This is a genomic window from Flavobacterium riviphilum, from assembly GCF_055231795.1.
Map to the genome: position 1 here is coordinate 463286 of NZ_JBUYSY010000001.1, position 15306 is coordinate 478591.

A 15306-nucleotide genomic window follows, 5' to 3' on the forward strand; every position below is an offset into this window, starting at 1 on the left:
TTATGGCAAGCAACAAAAACAACGCTAAAGTTAAAGCATCCGATAAAGACATCAATTATTACAAAAAGAAGTTTTGGAAAATCTACTTTTATGGTTTAGGGATTTTAGCTCTTTTTTTCTTATTTGCTTCTTGGGGCCTTTTTGGAAGCATGCCCTCCTTTGAAGATTTAGAAAATCCAGACTCGAATTTGGCCACCGAAATCATTTCTTCGGATGGAGTGGTTTTAGGAAAATATTTCCAAAAAAATCGTTCGCAACTGAAATATTCCGACTTGCCTAAAAACTTGGTAGATGCCTTGGTGGCTACCGAAGATGCTCGCTTTTATGAACACTCAGGAATTGATGGAAGAGGTACTTTAAGAGCTATTGTTACACTAGGTACCAGTGGCGGTGCTAGTACCTTAACACAACAATTGGCTAAGCAATTGTTTCATGGAGAAGGCTCTAAATTTTTACCTTTCCGTATTGTTCAAAAAATAAAAGAATGGATCATCGCCATTCGTTTGGAAAGACAATACACCAAAAATGAAATCATTGCCATGTATTGCAATATCTACGATTTTGGAAACAACTCTGTTGGAGTGAGTTCGGCTGCCAAAACATATTTTTCTAAAGTCCCTAAGGATTTAACGATTGAAGAATCTGCGATATTGGTAGGTATGTTCAAAAACTCCGGATTATACAATCCAGTTCGAAATCCAGAAGGGGTAAAAAACCGACGTAATGTGGTATTACTCCAAATGGAAAAAGCCAAAATAATTACCAAAGAACAAAAATTACACTTTCAAAGTTTACCCATCAAGTTAAATTTCAAATTAGAAACACACAAAGACGGTATTGCCACCTATTTTAGAGAATACTTGAGAGATTACATGAAAAAATGGGTAGAAGAAAATAAAAAACCTGACGGTACAGATTATGACATCTACAAAGATGGATTAAAAATCTACACTACTATCGATTCTAGAATGCAAACCTACGCAGAAGAAGCGGTTGCTGCCCACATGGCCAACATGCAAGAAGAATTTTTTCTGCAACAAAAAGACAATAAAAACGCGCCATTTATCAATATTACCGAAGCTGAAACCCAACGGATTTTAAAACAAGCCATGAAAAATTCCAACCGTTGGAATGTGATGAAGGCTATGGAAAAAACCGAAGATGAAATTATTGCTTCATTTAATGTAAAAACCAAAATGAAAGTGTTCTCTTGGAAAGGAGAAATTGACACCGTAATGACTCCTATGGACTCCATTCGATATTACAAACACTTTTTACAGTCTGGTTTAATGGCCATGGAGCCTCAAACAGGAAACATCAAAGCTTGGGTAGGCGGTATCAACTATAAATATTTTCAATACGATCACGTAGGCCAAGGCGCAAGACAAGTTGGGTCCACCTTCAAACCTTTTGTGTATGCTACAGCTATCGAACAATTGAACATGTCGCCATGCGATTCTATCATCGACTCTGCTTTCATGATACGCAAAGGACGTCATCACGTAACCGAAGATTGGGAACCTAGAAATTCTGACAACAAATACCGCGGAATGGTGACCCTAAAACAAGCTTTGGCACATTCCATCAATACCATTTCGGCAAAGCTTATTGACAAAACTGGACCAGAAGCCGTAATAGAACTCACTCACAAATTAGGGGTAAAATCTGAAATCATCAATCAGCCTTCAATTGCCTTAGGCGCTGTAGAAATCACCGTAGAAGATATGGTGGCGGCTTACAGCACTTTTGCCAATCAAGGGGTTTATGTAAAACCGCAATTTTTAACCAAAATTGAGGACAAAAGTGGTGTCGTAATTTACGAACCCATACCCGAATCGCATGATGTGTTAAATAAAGATATTGCATTTGCTGTAATCAAATTACTAGAAGGTGTTACCGAAAGTGGATCTGGAGCTCGTTTACGTACCGAAAGTGGCGGATCTGGAGACCACCGTTGGACAGGGTATCCATATATGTTTAAAAACCCAATTGCAGGGAAAACCGGAACTTCTCAAAACCAATCGGATGGATGGTTTATGGGAATGGTCCCTAACTTAGTAACCGGTGTTTGGGTAGGTTGCGAAGATCGTTCAGCGCGATTCAAAACATTAACGTATGGTCAAGGAGCCGCAACTGCTTTGCCAGTCTGGGGGTATTTTATGAAAAAATGTTACGAAGATACCAGTTTGCAAGTATCAAAAGAACCTTTCGAAAGACCTGCTAACTTATCGATTAAAGTAGATTGTTATACCCCAAGAAAAAAAGTGGTAGTAGATACCACAGCTGTAGAACAAAGCACAGAAGAATTTGAACTATAAACAACTCACTAGCGGTTATCTCAAAACCGCTAGCGTTTTTTACTATTGAATAAAAAATCCTTCATTGGATTTTTTATTTAACTGATTTCGCAATCGATTTCGTTTTTTTGATAAATACTACTAATTTTAAAATATGATAAATAAAACCGTTCCCAATGTTCAAGTGGCGCTCGAAGGAATTGAAGATGGTATGACCATTATGCTCGGAGGCTTTGGTCTTTGTGGAATTCCTGAAAACGCAATTGCCGAATTGGTAAGAAAAGGAACCCAAGCCCTAACGTGTATTTCAAACAATGCCGGGGTAGATGACTTTGGGTTAGGTTTGTTGCTGCAAAAAAGGCAAATAAAAAAAATGATTTCTTCTTATGTGGGAGAAAATGCAGAATTTGAACGTCAAATGTTATCGGGAGAATTGGAAGTAGAACTAACTCCTCAGGGAACATTGGCAGAAAAATGTCGGGCAGCTCAAGCCGGAATTCCAGCATTTTTCACGCCTGCCGGTTATGGCACCGAAGTAGCCGAAGGCAAAGAAGTAAGAGAATTTAATGGAAAAATGCATGTGCTAGAGCATGCCTATCAAGCCGACTTTTCTATTGTAAAGGCTTGGAAAGGTGACGAAGCTGGTAATCTAGTTTTTAAAGGTACAGCCCGAAATTTTAACGCCCCTATGGCTGGTGCTGCCAAAATCACTATTGCCGAGGTAGAAGAATTAGTTCCTATAGGTACACTCGACCCAAATCAAATTCATATTCCTGGAATTATGATTAATCGCGTGTTTCAAGGAGAACATTTTGAAAAAAGAATCGAACAAAGAACAGTTAGGAAAAGGTAGCATTCAGTGGTTAGTCCCGATATCGAGGCTTCGGGACGGGATTAGTGTTTAGCTTACAGCTAAACAAAAAAGCTATCAGATTCAAAAATGTTTAGTAGTCAATACTCGAACTAAACTTATAGGACTTAAATGTTTCAAAAAACAAAATTATGCTAACAAAAGAAGATATCGCTAAACGCATTGCAAAAGAAGTACAAGACGGTTACTATGTGAATCTTGGTATCGGGATTCCCACCTTTGTTGCCAATTATGTAAGAGAAGATATCTCGGTAGAATTTCAGTCAGAGAACGGGGTTTTGGGCATGGGTCCCTTCCCTTTTGAAGGCGAGGAAGATGCCGACATTATCAATGCGGGGAAGCAAACCATCACCACCTTGCCAGGAGCCAGTTTTTTTGATTCCGCTTTTAGTTTTGGCATGATTCGCTCTCAAAAAGTAGACTTAACCATACTAGGCGCTATGGAAGTTGCAGAGAACGGCGATATTGCCAACTGGAAAATTCCGGGAAAAATGGTCAAAGGAATGGGAGGCGCTATGGATTTAGTAGCCTCAGCAGAAAATATTATTGTAGCTATGATGCACGTGAATAAAGCCGGTGAAAGCAAAATTCTAAAAAAATGTACCTTACCCTTAACAGGAGTGGGTTGTGTGAAAAAAGTAGTGACCGAATTGGCCGTTTTAGAAATTACCCCGCAAGGTTTTAAACTATTAGAAAGAGCTCCAGGTGTTTCTGTAGAAGCCATCATAGCAGCCACAGAAGCCAAATTAATCATCGAAGGTGAAATACCGGAAATGCAACTTTAGAAAAAAACCATCAACACGTTAGCATCTCATTAAGTGAAACGAAAACGTGTTGATGGTTTTACTATTTTAAAAATGAAATCTATAAATTAGCAAAGAAATCATTTCCTTTATCATCAGTAATAATGAAGGCAGGGAAATCTTTAACCGTTATTTTACGTACGGCTTCCATTCCAAGTTCTTCAAAATCGACTACCTCAACCGAAAGAATATTTTCTTTGGCCAAAATCGCCGCGGGACCACCAATAGAGCCAAGATAGAATCCGCCATAAGTTTTACAAGCATTCATCACATCTTTGGTACGATTCCCTTTGGCTAACATAATCATGCTACCACCGTTTTTCTGGAATTCTTCCACATACACATCCATACGCCCTGCCGTAGTAGGTCCAAAACTTCCAGAAGGCATACCTTCAGGAGTTTTAGCTGGTCCTGCGTAATAAATTGGGTGATTTTTAAAATACTCCGGCATAGGTTTTCCAGCATCCAATAACTCTTTAATTTTAGCATGTGCAATATCACGAGCCACAATCAAAGTTCCGTTCAATTTTAATCGAGTCTTAATTGGATATTTAGACAATTCGGCCAAAATTTCGGACATGGGTCTATTCAAATCAATTTCGACAGCAGGCTCTAAATGAGGAGGGGTAGCAGGTAAAAATCGCTGAGGATTGGCTTCTAATTGCTCAACAAAAATACCTTCTTTCGTAATTTTTCCTTTGATATTTCTGTCCGCCGAGCAAGAAACTCCTAACCCCACAGGACATGAGGCAGCATGGCGTGGCAAACGGATCACTCGAACATCGTGTGTGAAATATTTCCCTCCGAATTGTGCTCCGATATGGCTTTCCTGACAAATAAGTTGTACTCTTTTTTCCCACTCCAAATCACGAAAAGCTTGACCAGCCATATTTCCTGAAGTTGGCAAATGATCATAATAACCAGCAGACGCTTTTTTCACCGCAGCTAAATTAGCTTCGGCAGAGGTACCTCCAATTACTAAAGCCAAGTGGTAGGGCGGACAGGCAGAAGTACCTAAATCCATAATTTTGGCTCGAATAAAAGCATCTAACGATTTCTCATTTAACAAGGATTTCGTTTGTTGATACAAATACGTTTTATTGGCAGAACCTCCTCCTTTGGCCAAAAACAAAAACTCGTAGGAAGCACCTTTTTTAGCATAAATATCGATTTGAGCCGGTAGGTTCGATCCTGAATTTTTCTCTTCGAACATGCTAATGGGCACAATTTGAGAATAACGAAGGTTTCTTTCTTGATACGTATTGAAAATACCTTTTGACAAGTACTCTGCATCATCAACACCAGTGTATACATTTTCGCCTTTTTTGGCCATTACGATGGCCGTTCCTGTATCTTGACAAGAAGGCAATTCGCCATCAATAGCTACGGCTGCATTTTGCAATAAATTATAAGCCACAAAACGATCGTTATCGGTCGCTTCTGGGTCATCCAAAATGGCTCTTAATTTTTCTAAATGCGAAGTACGCAACATAAAAGAAACGTCTCTCATAGCTTCTTGAGCCAATAATTCTAAGCCCTTTGGGTCAACGCTTAAAATCTCACGTTCTCCAAATTGTTCAACTTTAACAAAATCTGAAGTAATTTTTCGGTATTGGGTATCGTCTTTTAAAATAGGATAAGGATCCTGATATATAAAGTCCATAGATATTGATTTTTATGAAAGGTAAAGATACAAAATGTAGGGGTATCATCTATTGATTTTTGTCACCTTCACTTTTTAGAATGGATTTAAATTAACTGGCTTACAAAATGTATCTCACAAAAAAAGGGTATTCCCAATGTAAAATGGAAATACCCTTAATTAGAATGTAAAATATTTTTTAAAAAAACCAGCTCGCCACGAAAATCGCGGTAATCACACAAATCACGTCTACCAACAACATCGTTCCTAAAGCATAACGGGTATTTTTGATGTTTACCGAACCAAAATAAACTGCAATCACATAAAATGTACTTTCGGCACTGCATTGAAAAATACTACTAAGTCTACCGGTCATCGAATCGGCTCCAAAGGTATTCATGGAGTCAATCAAAAAGCCACGCGATCCTGCCGAACTAAAAGGTCTAAGTAAAGCTACAGGCAACGCATCCGTGATCTGCTTACTTACGCCTAAATTGGAAAAACCAAATGCAATCCAATCGCTAATGATTTCAAACAATCCGCTATTACGGAACAAAGAAATGGCCACTAACATCCCTAGAACGTAAGGAAAAATGGTTACTCCCGTTTTGACACCATTATTAGCTCCGGTTACAAACGCTTCGTAAACGGTGGTGCTTGCTTCGGTAAATTTCTTTTCTTTTACAAAAGATAAAATTAGGGTAAAAGCAATAATAGCCACTAAAATTAAAGCGGAAAGATTAGAAGTGAAATAATTTTTCCCTATCAAATCCAATTGGTTCACATACATTAATAAACCAACAATAGCAGCTATGAGTACCATTAATCCAAGGACTAAAGAAGCACTTTTAAAATTGATTTTTTGTTTTATCCCTACAATTAAAAATGCTGCTATTGTACCGATAAATGATGTGATGATACAAGGCAACATTACATCGGCTGGATTGCTAGCACCTGCTGCTGCACGGTATCCAATGATTGAAGTCGCAATTAAGGTAAGCCCCGAGGCATGCAAACACATGAACATGATTTGAGCATCACTCGCTTTATCTTTTTCGGGGTTGATGGTTTGTAAACTTTCCATTGCTTTCAATCCAAATGGAGTAGCGGCAGAGTCTAACCCTAAAAAATTGGCAGCAAAATTCAAGGTCATATACGAAATCGAAGGGTGATTTTTAGGAATACTTGGAAATACTTTGACGAACACTGGACTCAATACTTTTGCTAATTTTTCGGAAGCACCTGAAATGATTAGCAATTCCATCAATCCGCAGAAAAAAGCCAAATAAGCCATCAATGGCAAGATCAAATCGAGCAGTGTACTTTTACATGTTGGCAATAATCCATCTGATTTCTGCACACCACTAAATACTTTTACCACTTTGTTTTTATACACATAAGTCGAATCGGCATTCAGCGTATCTCGATCAATTACCATCGTTTGGTCGGGTGCTTTTTGGATACTGTCTTTGATAAAAACAGGCATTTGCTCTAAATAATGCTCCGATATCAAAATAGGGTCATCTTTTTTACCATTCAAAACATGATCGATGGTGTAGCTATTGCCCGAGAACAAACTCACTACTACAAAAAGAATCGAAGAAATAAAAATAACCAACCAAAATCGACTTAATACCATAATTTATAATTTTTGTAAATGTAATAATTTATTTAAAAAACCATCAATCAAATAATGGATTAACAAATAAACTATTCCTTGTGTTGTGCGATTGTTTTTCTTTACTTTACAGTAGGTCCCACCTCATCATAAGCCTGAAACTATACTTTAAAAATCCATTTTTTTCTGTAGAAAAACCAAACTAAAACAAACCAAAACGCGATATAACTCAACGCCCAAACTAGAGAGGCTAAATCTTCATTTTGAAAAAACGGCACTAATTGGTACTTATAAATATAAGATTGAATACCCATTTCTTCTCCCGCAGCTTCAGGATTAGAAACTGTTATATTGGACAATACTCTAGGAATAATACCAGACATAAAAAATACGATCATTGGATTTACTCCCCACCAAACAATGGGTTGAGTCCAAGAGGTTTTTTTAGCAATATCTATTACATAATATAGGAATGCTAAAATAACTGAAGCCAAACCAACGGTGAAAAGCACATAAGAACTGGTCCATATCTTTTTGTTGATAGGGAAAACCACATCCCACATCAAGCCTAAAATCACTAAAATGATTCCGTAGATAGCAATTTTCTTCACTCTTTCGATAGTGGTACTATTAGAATTGCTTAATATTTTACCCATGTAAGCACCTAAAATGGCTTGTGCTATGGCTGGCAATGTGCTTAGAATTCCTTCTGGATCCCAAGGAAAATCGCCTTTATATACATGATTTTTTAGAATTTGCGCGTCCAACCAATTCGACAAATTAGTGATTGGTTCTAAACTAGCCACTCCGTATCCTGGAACAGGAATCAGTGTCATAGCTCCCCAATAACCTAAAAGTAAAACTCCAATAATGATTAGATTTTGAAATGAATTAAAATTCAAATACACCAAAGAAGCAAAGAAATAACAAATCGCTATACGCTGTAAAACACCCAAAATACGAGTATCTGAAAAGGTTTCCAAACCACTAATTGACAATCCCATGAAGAGTACAAAGGTAGTGAGAGCCAAATAAAATTTAACTTTGGGACTAAAATTACCCAACATCAAATACGCAACGACAGCTGTAATTAGCAATCGAATCGCTAATAAAGGATAACCTTCTATACCCCATAAATTGATTTTGCCAAAAAACGCAAAAAAGAACCCTAAACAAAAAATCCGCAAAGATCGGGTCACTATTTTGATAAAAACTTCGTAATTAAAAAGGCGATTGGGCATAGCCAAAGGTATAGCTACTCCCATGATAAAAATGAAAAATGGAAAAACCAAATCCGTTGGCGTACAGCCATGCCATGCTGCATGCTCTAAAGGCGCATAAATGTGTTCCCATGATCCCGGATTATTCACTAAGGTCATCAACATTATGGTGAATCCCCTTAAAACATCAACCGATAGAAAGCGTTCTTTTTGCATTATAAATTGTATTACTTAATAATTGATTCTTGAATGTATTGCTGAATTTTTTCTCTAATTCTTTCTTGAGCCAATAAATTTTGATCTCCATTGGGTATCTCAGGATAAGTACGATTGGACAAAAATACGTAAACAATTCCCGTTGCAGGATCAGCCCAAGCCATATTGCCCGTAAAACCTGTATGTCCAAAACTTGCTTTGGAAACACAATCGCAAGTAGGGCTTTTTTCATGATTTAATTGAGGTTTATCAAACCCCCAACCACGGCGATTACCTTCATTACATTTCCAACAAGTATTAAAACTATCAAAGGTAGCACTCGAAAAATATTGTCGCCCACCATAAGTGCCCTTTTGCAAAAACAATTGCATCATTTTGGCTACATCCATCGCATTGGAAAACAATCCTGCATGTCCTGCTACTCCCCCCATCATAGCTGCCCCCATATCGTGTACATACCCTTGAAGAGTTTGATAGCGGTAATAATTATCTACTTCAGTTGGTATTATTTCTTTTTTATTAAATTGGGTTAAGGGATTAAAAGTAGTGCGATACATTCCCATGGATGTAAAAAAATTGTCATGGGCTAAAACGTCTAATTTTTTCCCTGAAGCTTGTTCTAAATACTCTTTTAATAGAATAAAAGTCAAATCGCTGTACTTATATTCTTTCTTCTCTGACATAGGGCTTTGAGCAATAGTACTGAGTAAGGTATCTTTATAATCGGTTCGTAAAAATAAGTTTTCTGCTACTGGAATAGAAAACTCTTTGGAAGCCGTATTTTGATAATAACGCACATCGGGTTTTTTGTTGGTATCCAAAGTAGCTTTATAAAAAGGAATCCAAGCTACCATTCCAGCAGCATGAAGCATCAGATCGTTAAATTGAATATCTTTCTTATTGGAATTGGCCAACATGGGTACCATCGCCCCTAGCCGTGTGTCTTTCTGCAATAATCCTTTGTCATAATTTTGCATCACATTGGGGAGAGTAGCTACCATTTTGGTAATAGAAGCTAGGTCGTATAAATCGCTAGTTTGTACAGCTTCTTGCTGGTCATAGGTTTTGAATCCGTATGCTTTTTGAAAAATAACTTTTCCGTTTCGAGCCACTACAATTTGAGCACTTGGAGCAATATGACGATCGATGGCATAATGAACTAAACTGTCGATTTGGGTCATAAAATTACTTTTCATCCCTTGATTTTCTGGTGTGTCAAACCCCAAACGTTCAATGTTTTTAATAAAAATGCCCGTCCCTCCTGGCAATTTTGGATTTACTGTTACCGGCAAAACCCCTTTTGAATCAAGAGCACCGAAAAGTATTTGAGCGCTTACGTTTTGAGCGATATTGGCATTTTGGTACGAAAAAACTATAGCTTCTACCGAGGACAATGCCTCCAAATCCATCAATGTATAAGGATTGGCAAATACGTCAATTATTACGTTGTGCTTTTTAGAAATGGTTTGAATGGTATTCAAATCGTTTGGCGTCAATTTCAATTTAGCCCAGGCTTTATCCAATTGATGTATTCCAATAATTACGGTTTTGAATCCTTTTAGTTTTTGGACCAACATGGGATCATCAGATCGAAATTCGGATATTTTGGCATAATTCTGAGCTGTTTCAAGAAAAGACTGATGCTCTCCATCACCAAATTTGATGTATGCAATAGCAGAAGAAACATCGGCAATTGGTAAGATGTTCTTTTCATTTCTAGCTACTGTAATGGCATTTTTATAAATATCATATTGTAACGACTCGTTGGATTTGGGATGTAACTCTTCAATCAAATGTTGAGTTTCAATTTTTTGAACGTGATGCAATCCGGCTCTGTATTTGAATTGCAATATTTTCTTCACCGAATGTGCTAAACGCTCTTCTGAAATGGTGTTATTCAAGTATGCGGCTTCAATTTTTTCTACTCCAGCTTTCACATTCATCGGGCAAAGTAACAAATCGTTTCCTGCCATAAAAGCGGCATACTCGGCTTCTCCCGGATCGGGTTTGTAGTTTCTAAGGCCGTTCATTCCAATACCATCGGTCATGATTAACCCTTGATACCCCAATTGTTTTTGCAACATATCAGTAACTACTTGAGGCGAAATCGAACTCGGCATCCCTGAAGTACCTACGATAGAAGGAATATTCAAATGAGCGACCATAACCGACGCTATTCCTTCGTCAAAAAGTTTGCGGAATGGATACAATTCGATTTGATTCAAACGGCTTAAAGAAAATGAAAGTTTGGGCAAGGCTTTATGCGAATCGACTTCGGTATCGCCATGTCCAGGGAAATGTTTACCCGTAGCTAGGACCTTATATTTTTGTTGCCCTCTAATCAAGGCAGAAGCTTTTTCGGCAACATTTTTTTTGGATTCCCCAAAAGAACGGAAACCAATAATCGGGTTTTTGGGATTGGTATTGACATCTAACACCGGAGCAAAATTAAAATGGACTCCCATTAGGTTGTTTTCTTTCCCCATGGCTTCACCTACTTTCTCAATAAGCTTTAAATCCCTTACGGCCCCTAGCGTGAGATTCCATGGAAACTTATAGGTCGAATCCAAACGCATGCTTAAACCCCATTCGGCATCAATCCCTATAAATAATGGAATTCTAGAGAGTGATTGATAGGTATTGGTCAATTTTGCTTGACGAATGGGACCTCCTTGAAAAAAAATTAGGCCTCCAATTTTTTCTATGCCAATAAGTTTTTTTATGCTGTTTGAATGAATGGTATCTCGATTGGAATACGCATTTACAAAAAATAATTGTCCTATTTTCTCGCGTGTAGTCATCGTGGCAAATACACTGTCTACCCACTGTGTTTCGGCTGGACTAGATTTAAAAAAAACAGTAGTGTCTGCTTTAGCGCTTGGCTGATATACAAGCGTTTGATTTTCTAAAGCAATAGGTGATTTAGGCATGCCACAGTTGATCATCAGCATTAATAATGCTAGTGTCAATCCTAAAATGGGAAATCTGAAATTCATCGGTAATGTATTTATTCACTCAAAGTGTTTTTGGAACTTATGGCAAGTAAGCCAAAGAAGCAAAGTAATCCGTTGATTAATATTAATTCAAAATCGAATACATACCCTCCCATCCATTGAACAGAATTGCTATTGAGCACATACGTTACAACAGGCGAAGCAAAGCACACTATCGGCACCCATTTATCTTTTACCTTTCGATTTTGTACAAAGATTCCAAATCCATATAAACCTAACAAAGGCCCATAGGTATACGAGGCAATCTTGAAAATCATAGTTACAACTGAGGCATCGTTTAAAGCGTCAAAAACGATAATCACAGCCAAAGTTGCTACGGAAAATCCAAAATGAGTCCAATGCCTTTTGATAATACTTCCTCCATTTTCTTTGGTTTCCATATTGAGAAAGTCGACACAAAAGGATGTAGTCAATGCCGTTAATGCAGAGCCTGTAGAGGCAAAGGTAGCGGCTATAAGACCTAAGAGAAAAACAATGGCAGGAAAAACAGCCAAATGGTGTAGGGCAATTTCAGGAAAAAGTAAATCAGTACGTGGCTTACCTGTAGTCAAATCCAAAGGAACTTGTATTCCCATTTTGTCAGCATAGAGATATAACAACGCGCCTAAACTTAAAAAGAACAAATTGACTACTACAAAAAAGCCCGTAAATGTCAACATGTTTTTTTGAGCTTCTTTGATGTTTTTACAACTTAAATTTTTATGCATTAAATCTTGGTCCAAACCAGTCATGGCTATAGTAACAAAAATACCTCCCAAAAATTGCTTGACAAAATGAAACTTATTAGAAATAAAATCTTCAAAAAAGAAAACTTTGGAATAGTGACTTTGTTTGATGGTTTCCACAGAATCTAGCACCGAAATATGCAAACCATCACAAATAAAGTAGATGGTCAATATAACCGCAGCCACCAAAAAGAAAGTTTGCAAAGTATCGGTAATGATAATCGTTTTTAGACCACTTTTATACGTATACAGAAAAATCAACAGCAGCGAAACAATAACTGTTGTTACAAAAGGAATTTTATAATAATCAAAAACATAGCGTTGCAAAATGATTACCACCAAATACAATCGGAAAGCCGAACTAATCGTACGACTAATTAAAAAAATAGATGCGGCTGTTTTATAACTATAGTAACCCAATCTTTTTTCGATGTAACCGTAAATTGAGGTTAAATTCATACGATAGTAAATCGGCAAAAGTATTGTTGAGATGATGACAAAACCCACCGCATTTCCTAGTATAAATTGGAAATATTTGAATTGTTCGCCAGAAGGAGCCCCCACTTCACCTGGTACAGATACAAAAGTTACTCCCGAAAGAGAAGTCCCAATCATTGCAATGGCAACCATATACCATTTTGAATTTTTATTGGCTCTAAAAAAAGCGTCATTCCCACTATCTTTTCTACTCACATAATAGGAGATCAATAGTAAAGAACCAAAATACAATAAGATTAAGAGGATGATATTAAAAGGTGTCATTGAAATGAGTTTATGAATAAAATTATGGATTAAAATGGTCTAACACTTTGCGAACACTGCCATGTTTTAAAAGTAATTCTTGTGCTTCTGTTACATCGATGCCCAGTGTTTCAGTAATCATGGTAACCCCACGAGTCACTAATTTTTTATTAGTCAATTGCATATCTACCATTTTGTTGCCTTTGACTTTGCCTAATCGAATCATCAAAGCGGTGGTAATCATATTCAAAGCCAGTTTTTGCGATGTACCAGCTTTCATACGCGTACTGCCGGTAAGAAATTCTGGTCCCACCACTAACTCAATGGGGAAATCTACCATAGTTTTTAATGTTGCTTTGCTATTGCAAAAAATGGCTCCGGTAATTAATCCCATTTCTTTGGCTTTTTTCACCCCACCAACCACATATGGTGTATTCCCTGAAGCTGCAATACCCACCACTACATCCTTAGAAGTAATCCCGTAAGCTTGCAAATCTTGCCATGCTTGTGTAGTATCATCTTCTGCATTTTCTACTGGTCTTCGTATGGCTATATCCCCACCTGCTATAATGCCGATAACTACATTTTCATCTACACCAAAAGTGGGTGGACATTCGGAAGCATCTAGTATTCCTAAACGTCCTGAAGTACCTGCTCCTATATAAAACAAGCGCCCCCCAGCAGCTATAGTGTCCACAATTCCGTCTACTAGATTTCTTATCATCGGAATTTGTGAAGCTACAACAGCAGCAATTTTAGCATCTTCTTGGTTGATATTGGTCAATATTTCTTCGGTACTCATCTTCTCAAGTGAGTCATAAAGCGAACTTTTTTCGGTATCCGAGTCTAATTTTTTCATATTTCTTAGTTATATAATAAGTAAGGCAAACGTTGTTTTTTATATTTTTTTAATCCTTTGGCCCAAGTAGCTCTAATTTTATTTTCAGACCAACCGGCTTCAATTTGTTTTCGTAAACTTTGAGTTCCAGCTAATTTTACAAAAAAGGGATTGAAAAATTTTGCTTGATCGGCAGTATTCTTATACGCTTCCAAAAGCCATTGCAATTCCAATTTAGTTACTTTGGGATAGTGTGTCAAATCTTTTCCTTTACACAATTGTCCGTTGTAAAGAGGATCTTTCGCCCCAAAATTTGGCTTAGGTGTAAAAGTGAATTCTTCCAAAGCTAAAAATGGAGAGCCAAATATTTGAAAAGGCCAATCGGTTCCTCTTCCCACGCTCACATTGGTTCCTTCGAAAAAGCATAGACTAGCATATAAATTTATAGATTGATCATTGGGTAAATTTGGCGAAGGACGAACCGGCAAATGATAAAAATCTTTTTTTTGATAGTTCGCACAAGGTATAACGGTCAATTGACATTGCACTCCATTTTTCAACCATTTTTCTCCATTGATCATTTGTGCCAACTCGCCTACTGTTAGTCCATGAAGAATCGGAATGGGGTGCACCCCTACAAAGCTGCTATATTCTTTTTCCAAAATTGGGCCATCAATTAGGGCTCCATTCGGATTGGGTCGATCCAAAACAACGAGCGGAATATTGTTTTCGGCACAAGATTCCATTAAATAGTGCAAGGTTGAAATATAAGTATAAAAACGAACTCCTACATCTTGAATGTCATACAATAGGATTTCTACATTTTTAAGACTCTCGGCATTAGGTTTCTTCTTATCGCCGTACAATGACAAAACAGGAATACCGGTAGCGGCATCGATACCACTTTGTACTTTTTCGCCTGCATCTTCTTTTCCTCTAAAGCCGTGTTCGGGAGCAAAAATGGTAGTAACATTTACATTTTGCATCTTTAAATAATCCACAATATGGATACCATTGGACAATATCCCCGATTGATTGGTAACTATACCTACTTTTTTTCCCGATAATAGATTTTGATATTTAGCAAATTGATCGGAACCTAGTTGTAGCAATTTTGGTTGTGCCTGTAGCAAAGTAAAACAGCCTATAAAGAGTATACCAATACTATATTTTATTAGAAATTTCATTGTAATTATTTAAAAAAAAGAGGTGAAAAAAAGGCATAAAAAGGCCTGAATACTTAGGAATAAGCCTCATTTAATAAAAAAAACAAATGGATTAAAAAAACTACCACTTCTTTTGGAAGTGGTAGTAAACATTT

Annotated in this window: 10 protein-coding genes; 3 read left to right on the top strand and 7 right to left on the bottom strand. The window is 37.3% G+C overall.

Translation table 11 applies throughout. The features are described from left to right. Positions 1-2 precede the first annotated feature (2 nt). The 3 genes from ACZIX2_RS02055 (at position 3) to ACZIX2_RS02065 (ending at position 3953) form a co-directional block, all read left to right on the top strand. Entirely contained in the window at positions 3-2318 is a 2316-nt protein-coding gene (locus ACZIX2_RS02055; RefSeq protein ID WP_463338410.1) for a penicillin-binding protein 1A, read from the top strand. Between the two features lie 133 nt (positions 2319-2451). After that, on the top strand, positions 2452-3150 hold the full coding sequence (locus tag ACZIX2_RS02060; protein WP_463338411.1) for a CoA transferase subunit A: 699 nt from the start codon (positions 2452-2454) through the stop codon (positions 3148-3150). A 149-nt stretch (positions 3151-3299) separates the two neighbouring features. Further along, the gene (locus ACZIX2_RS02065) at positions 3300-3953 is read left to right on the top strand and encodes a CoA transferase subunit B (protein ID WP_463338412.1); all 654 of its coding nucleotides are present in this window, start codon (positions 3300-3302) and stop codon (positions 3951-3953) included. Between the two features lie 79 nt (positions 3954-4032). On the opposite strand, the gene ACZIX2_RS02070 is transcribed toward ACZIX2_RS02065, so the two are convergent. The 7 genes from ACZIX2_RS02070 to ACZIX2_RS02100 all read right to left on the bottom strand — a co-directional run bounded on the left by ACZIX2_RS02070 (position 4033) and on the right by ACZIX2_RS02100 (position 15172). Continuing rightward, positions 4033-5634: a fumarate hydratase gene (locus tag ACZIX2_RS02070; protein ID WP_463338413.1), complete on the bottom strand. Its 1602-nt coding sequence runs from the start codon at positions 5632-5634 to the stop codon at positions 4033-4035. A 178-nt stretch (positions 5635-5812) separates the two neighbouring features. Then, positions 5813-7252: a nucleoside recognition domain-containing protein gene (locus ACZIX2_RS02075; protein ID WP_463338414.1), complete on the bottom strand. Its 1440-nt coding sequence runs from the start codon at positions 7250-7252 to the stop codon at positions 5813-5815. A 140-nt stretch (positions 7253-7392) separates the two neighbouring features. Next, positions 7393-8667 carry an acyltransferase family protein gene (locus ACZIX2_RS02080; RefSeq protein WP_463338415.1) on the bottom strand — a complete coding sequence of 425 codons (1275 nt, stop codon included), beginning with the start codon at positions 8665-8667 and terminating at the stop codon, positions 7393-7395. 11 nt (positions 8668-8678) lie between these two features. Continuing rightward, the gene (locus ACZIX2_RS02085; protein WP_463338416.1) at positions 8679-11663 is read right to left on the bottom strand and encodes a glycoside hydrolase family 3 N-terminal domain-containing protein; all 2985 of its coding nucleotides are present in this window, start codon (positions 11661-11663) and stop codon (positions 8679-8681) included. A gap of 11 nt (positions 11664-11674) precedes the next feature. Next, complete coding sequence (locus tag ACZIX2_RS02090; RefSeq protein WP_463338417.1) at positions 11675-13168, bottom strand: sodium:solute symporter; 1494 nt, start codon at positions 13166-13168, stop codon at positions 11675-11677. Between the two features lie 22 nt (positions 13169-13190). Continuing rightward, a complete protein-coding gene (gene murQ / locus ACZIX2_RS02095; RefSeq protein WP_463338418.1) occupies positions 13191-14006 on the bottom strand; it encodes an N-acetylmuramic acid 6-phosphate etherase in 816 nt (271 codons plus the stop codon). A gap of 5 nt (positions 14007-14011) precedes the next feature. After that, positions 14012-15172, bottom strand: a complete 1161-nt coding sequence (locus ACZIX2_RS02100) for an exo-beta-N-acetylmuramidase NamZ family protein (RefSeq protein WP_463338419.1) — start codon at positions 15170-15172, stop codon at positions 14012-14014. Positions 15173-15306: the final 134 nt, after the last annotated feature.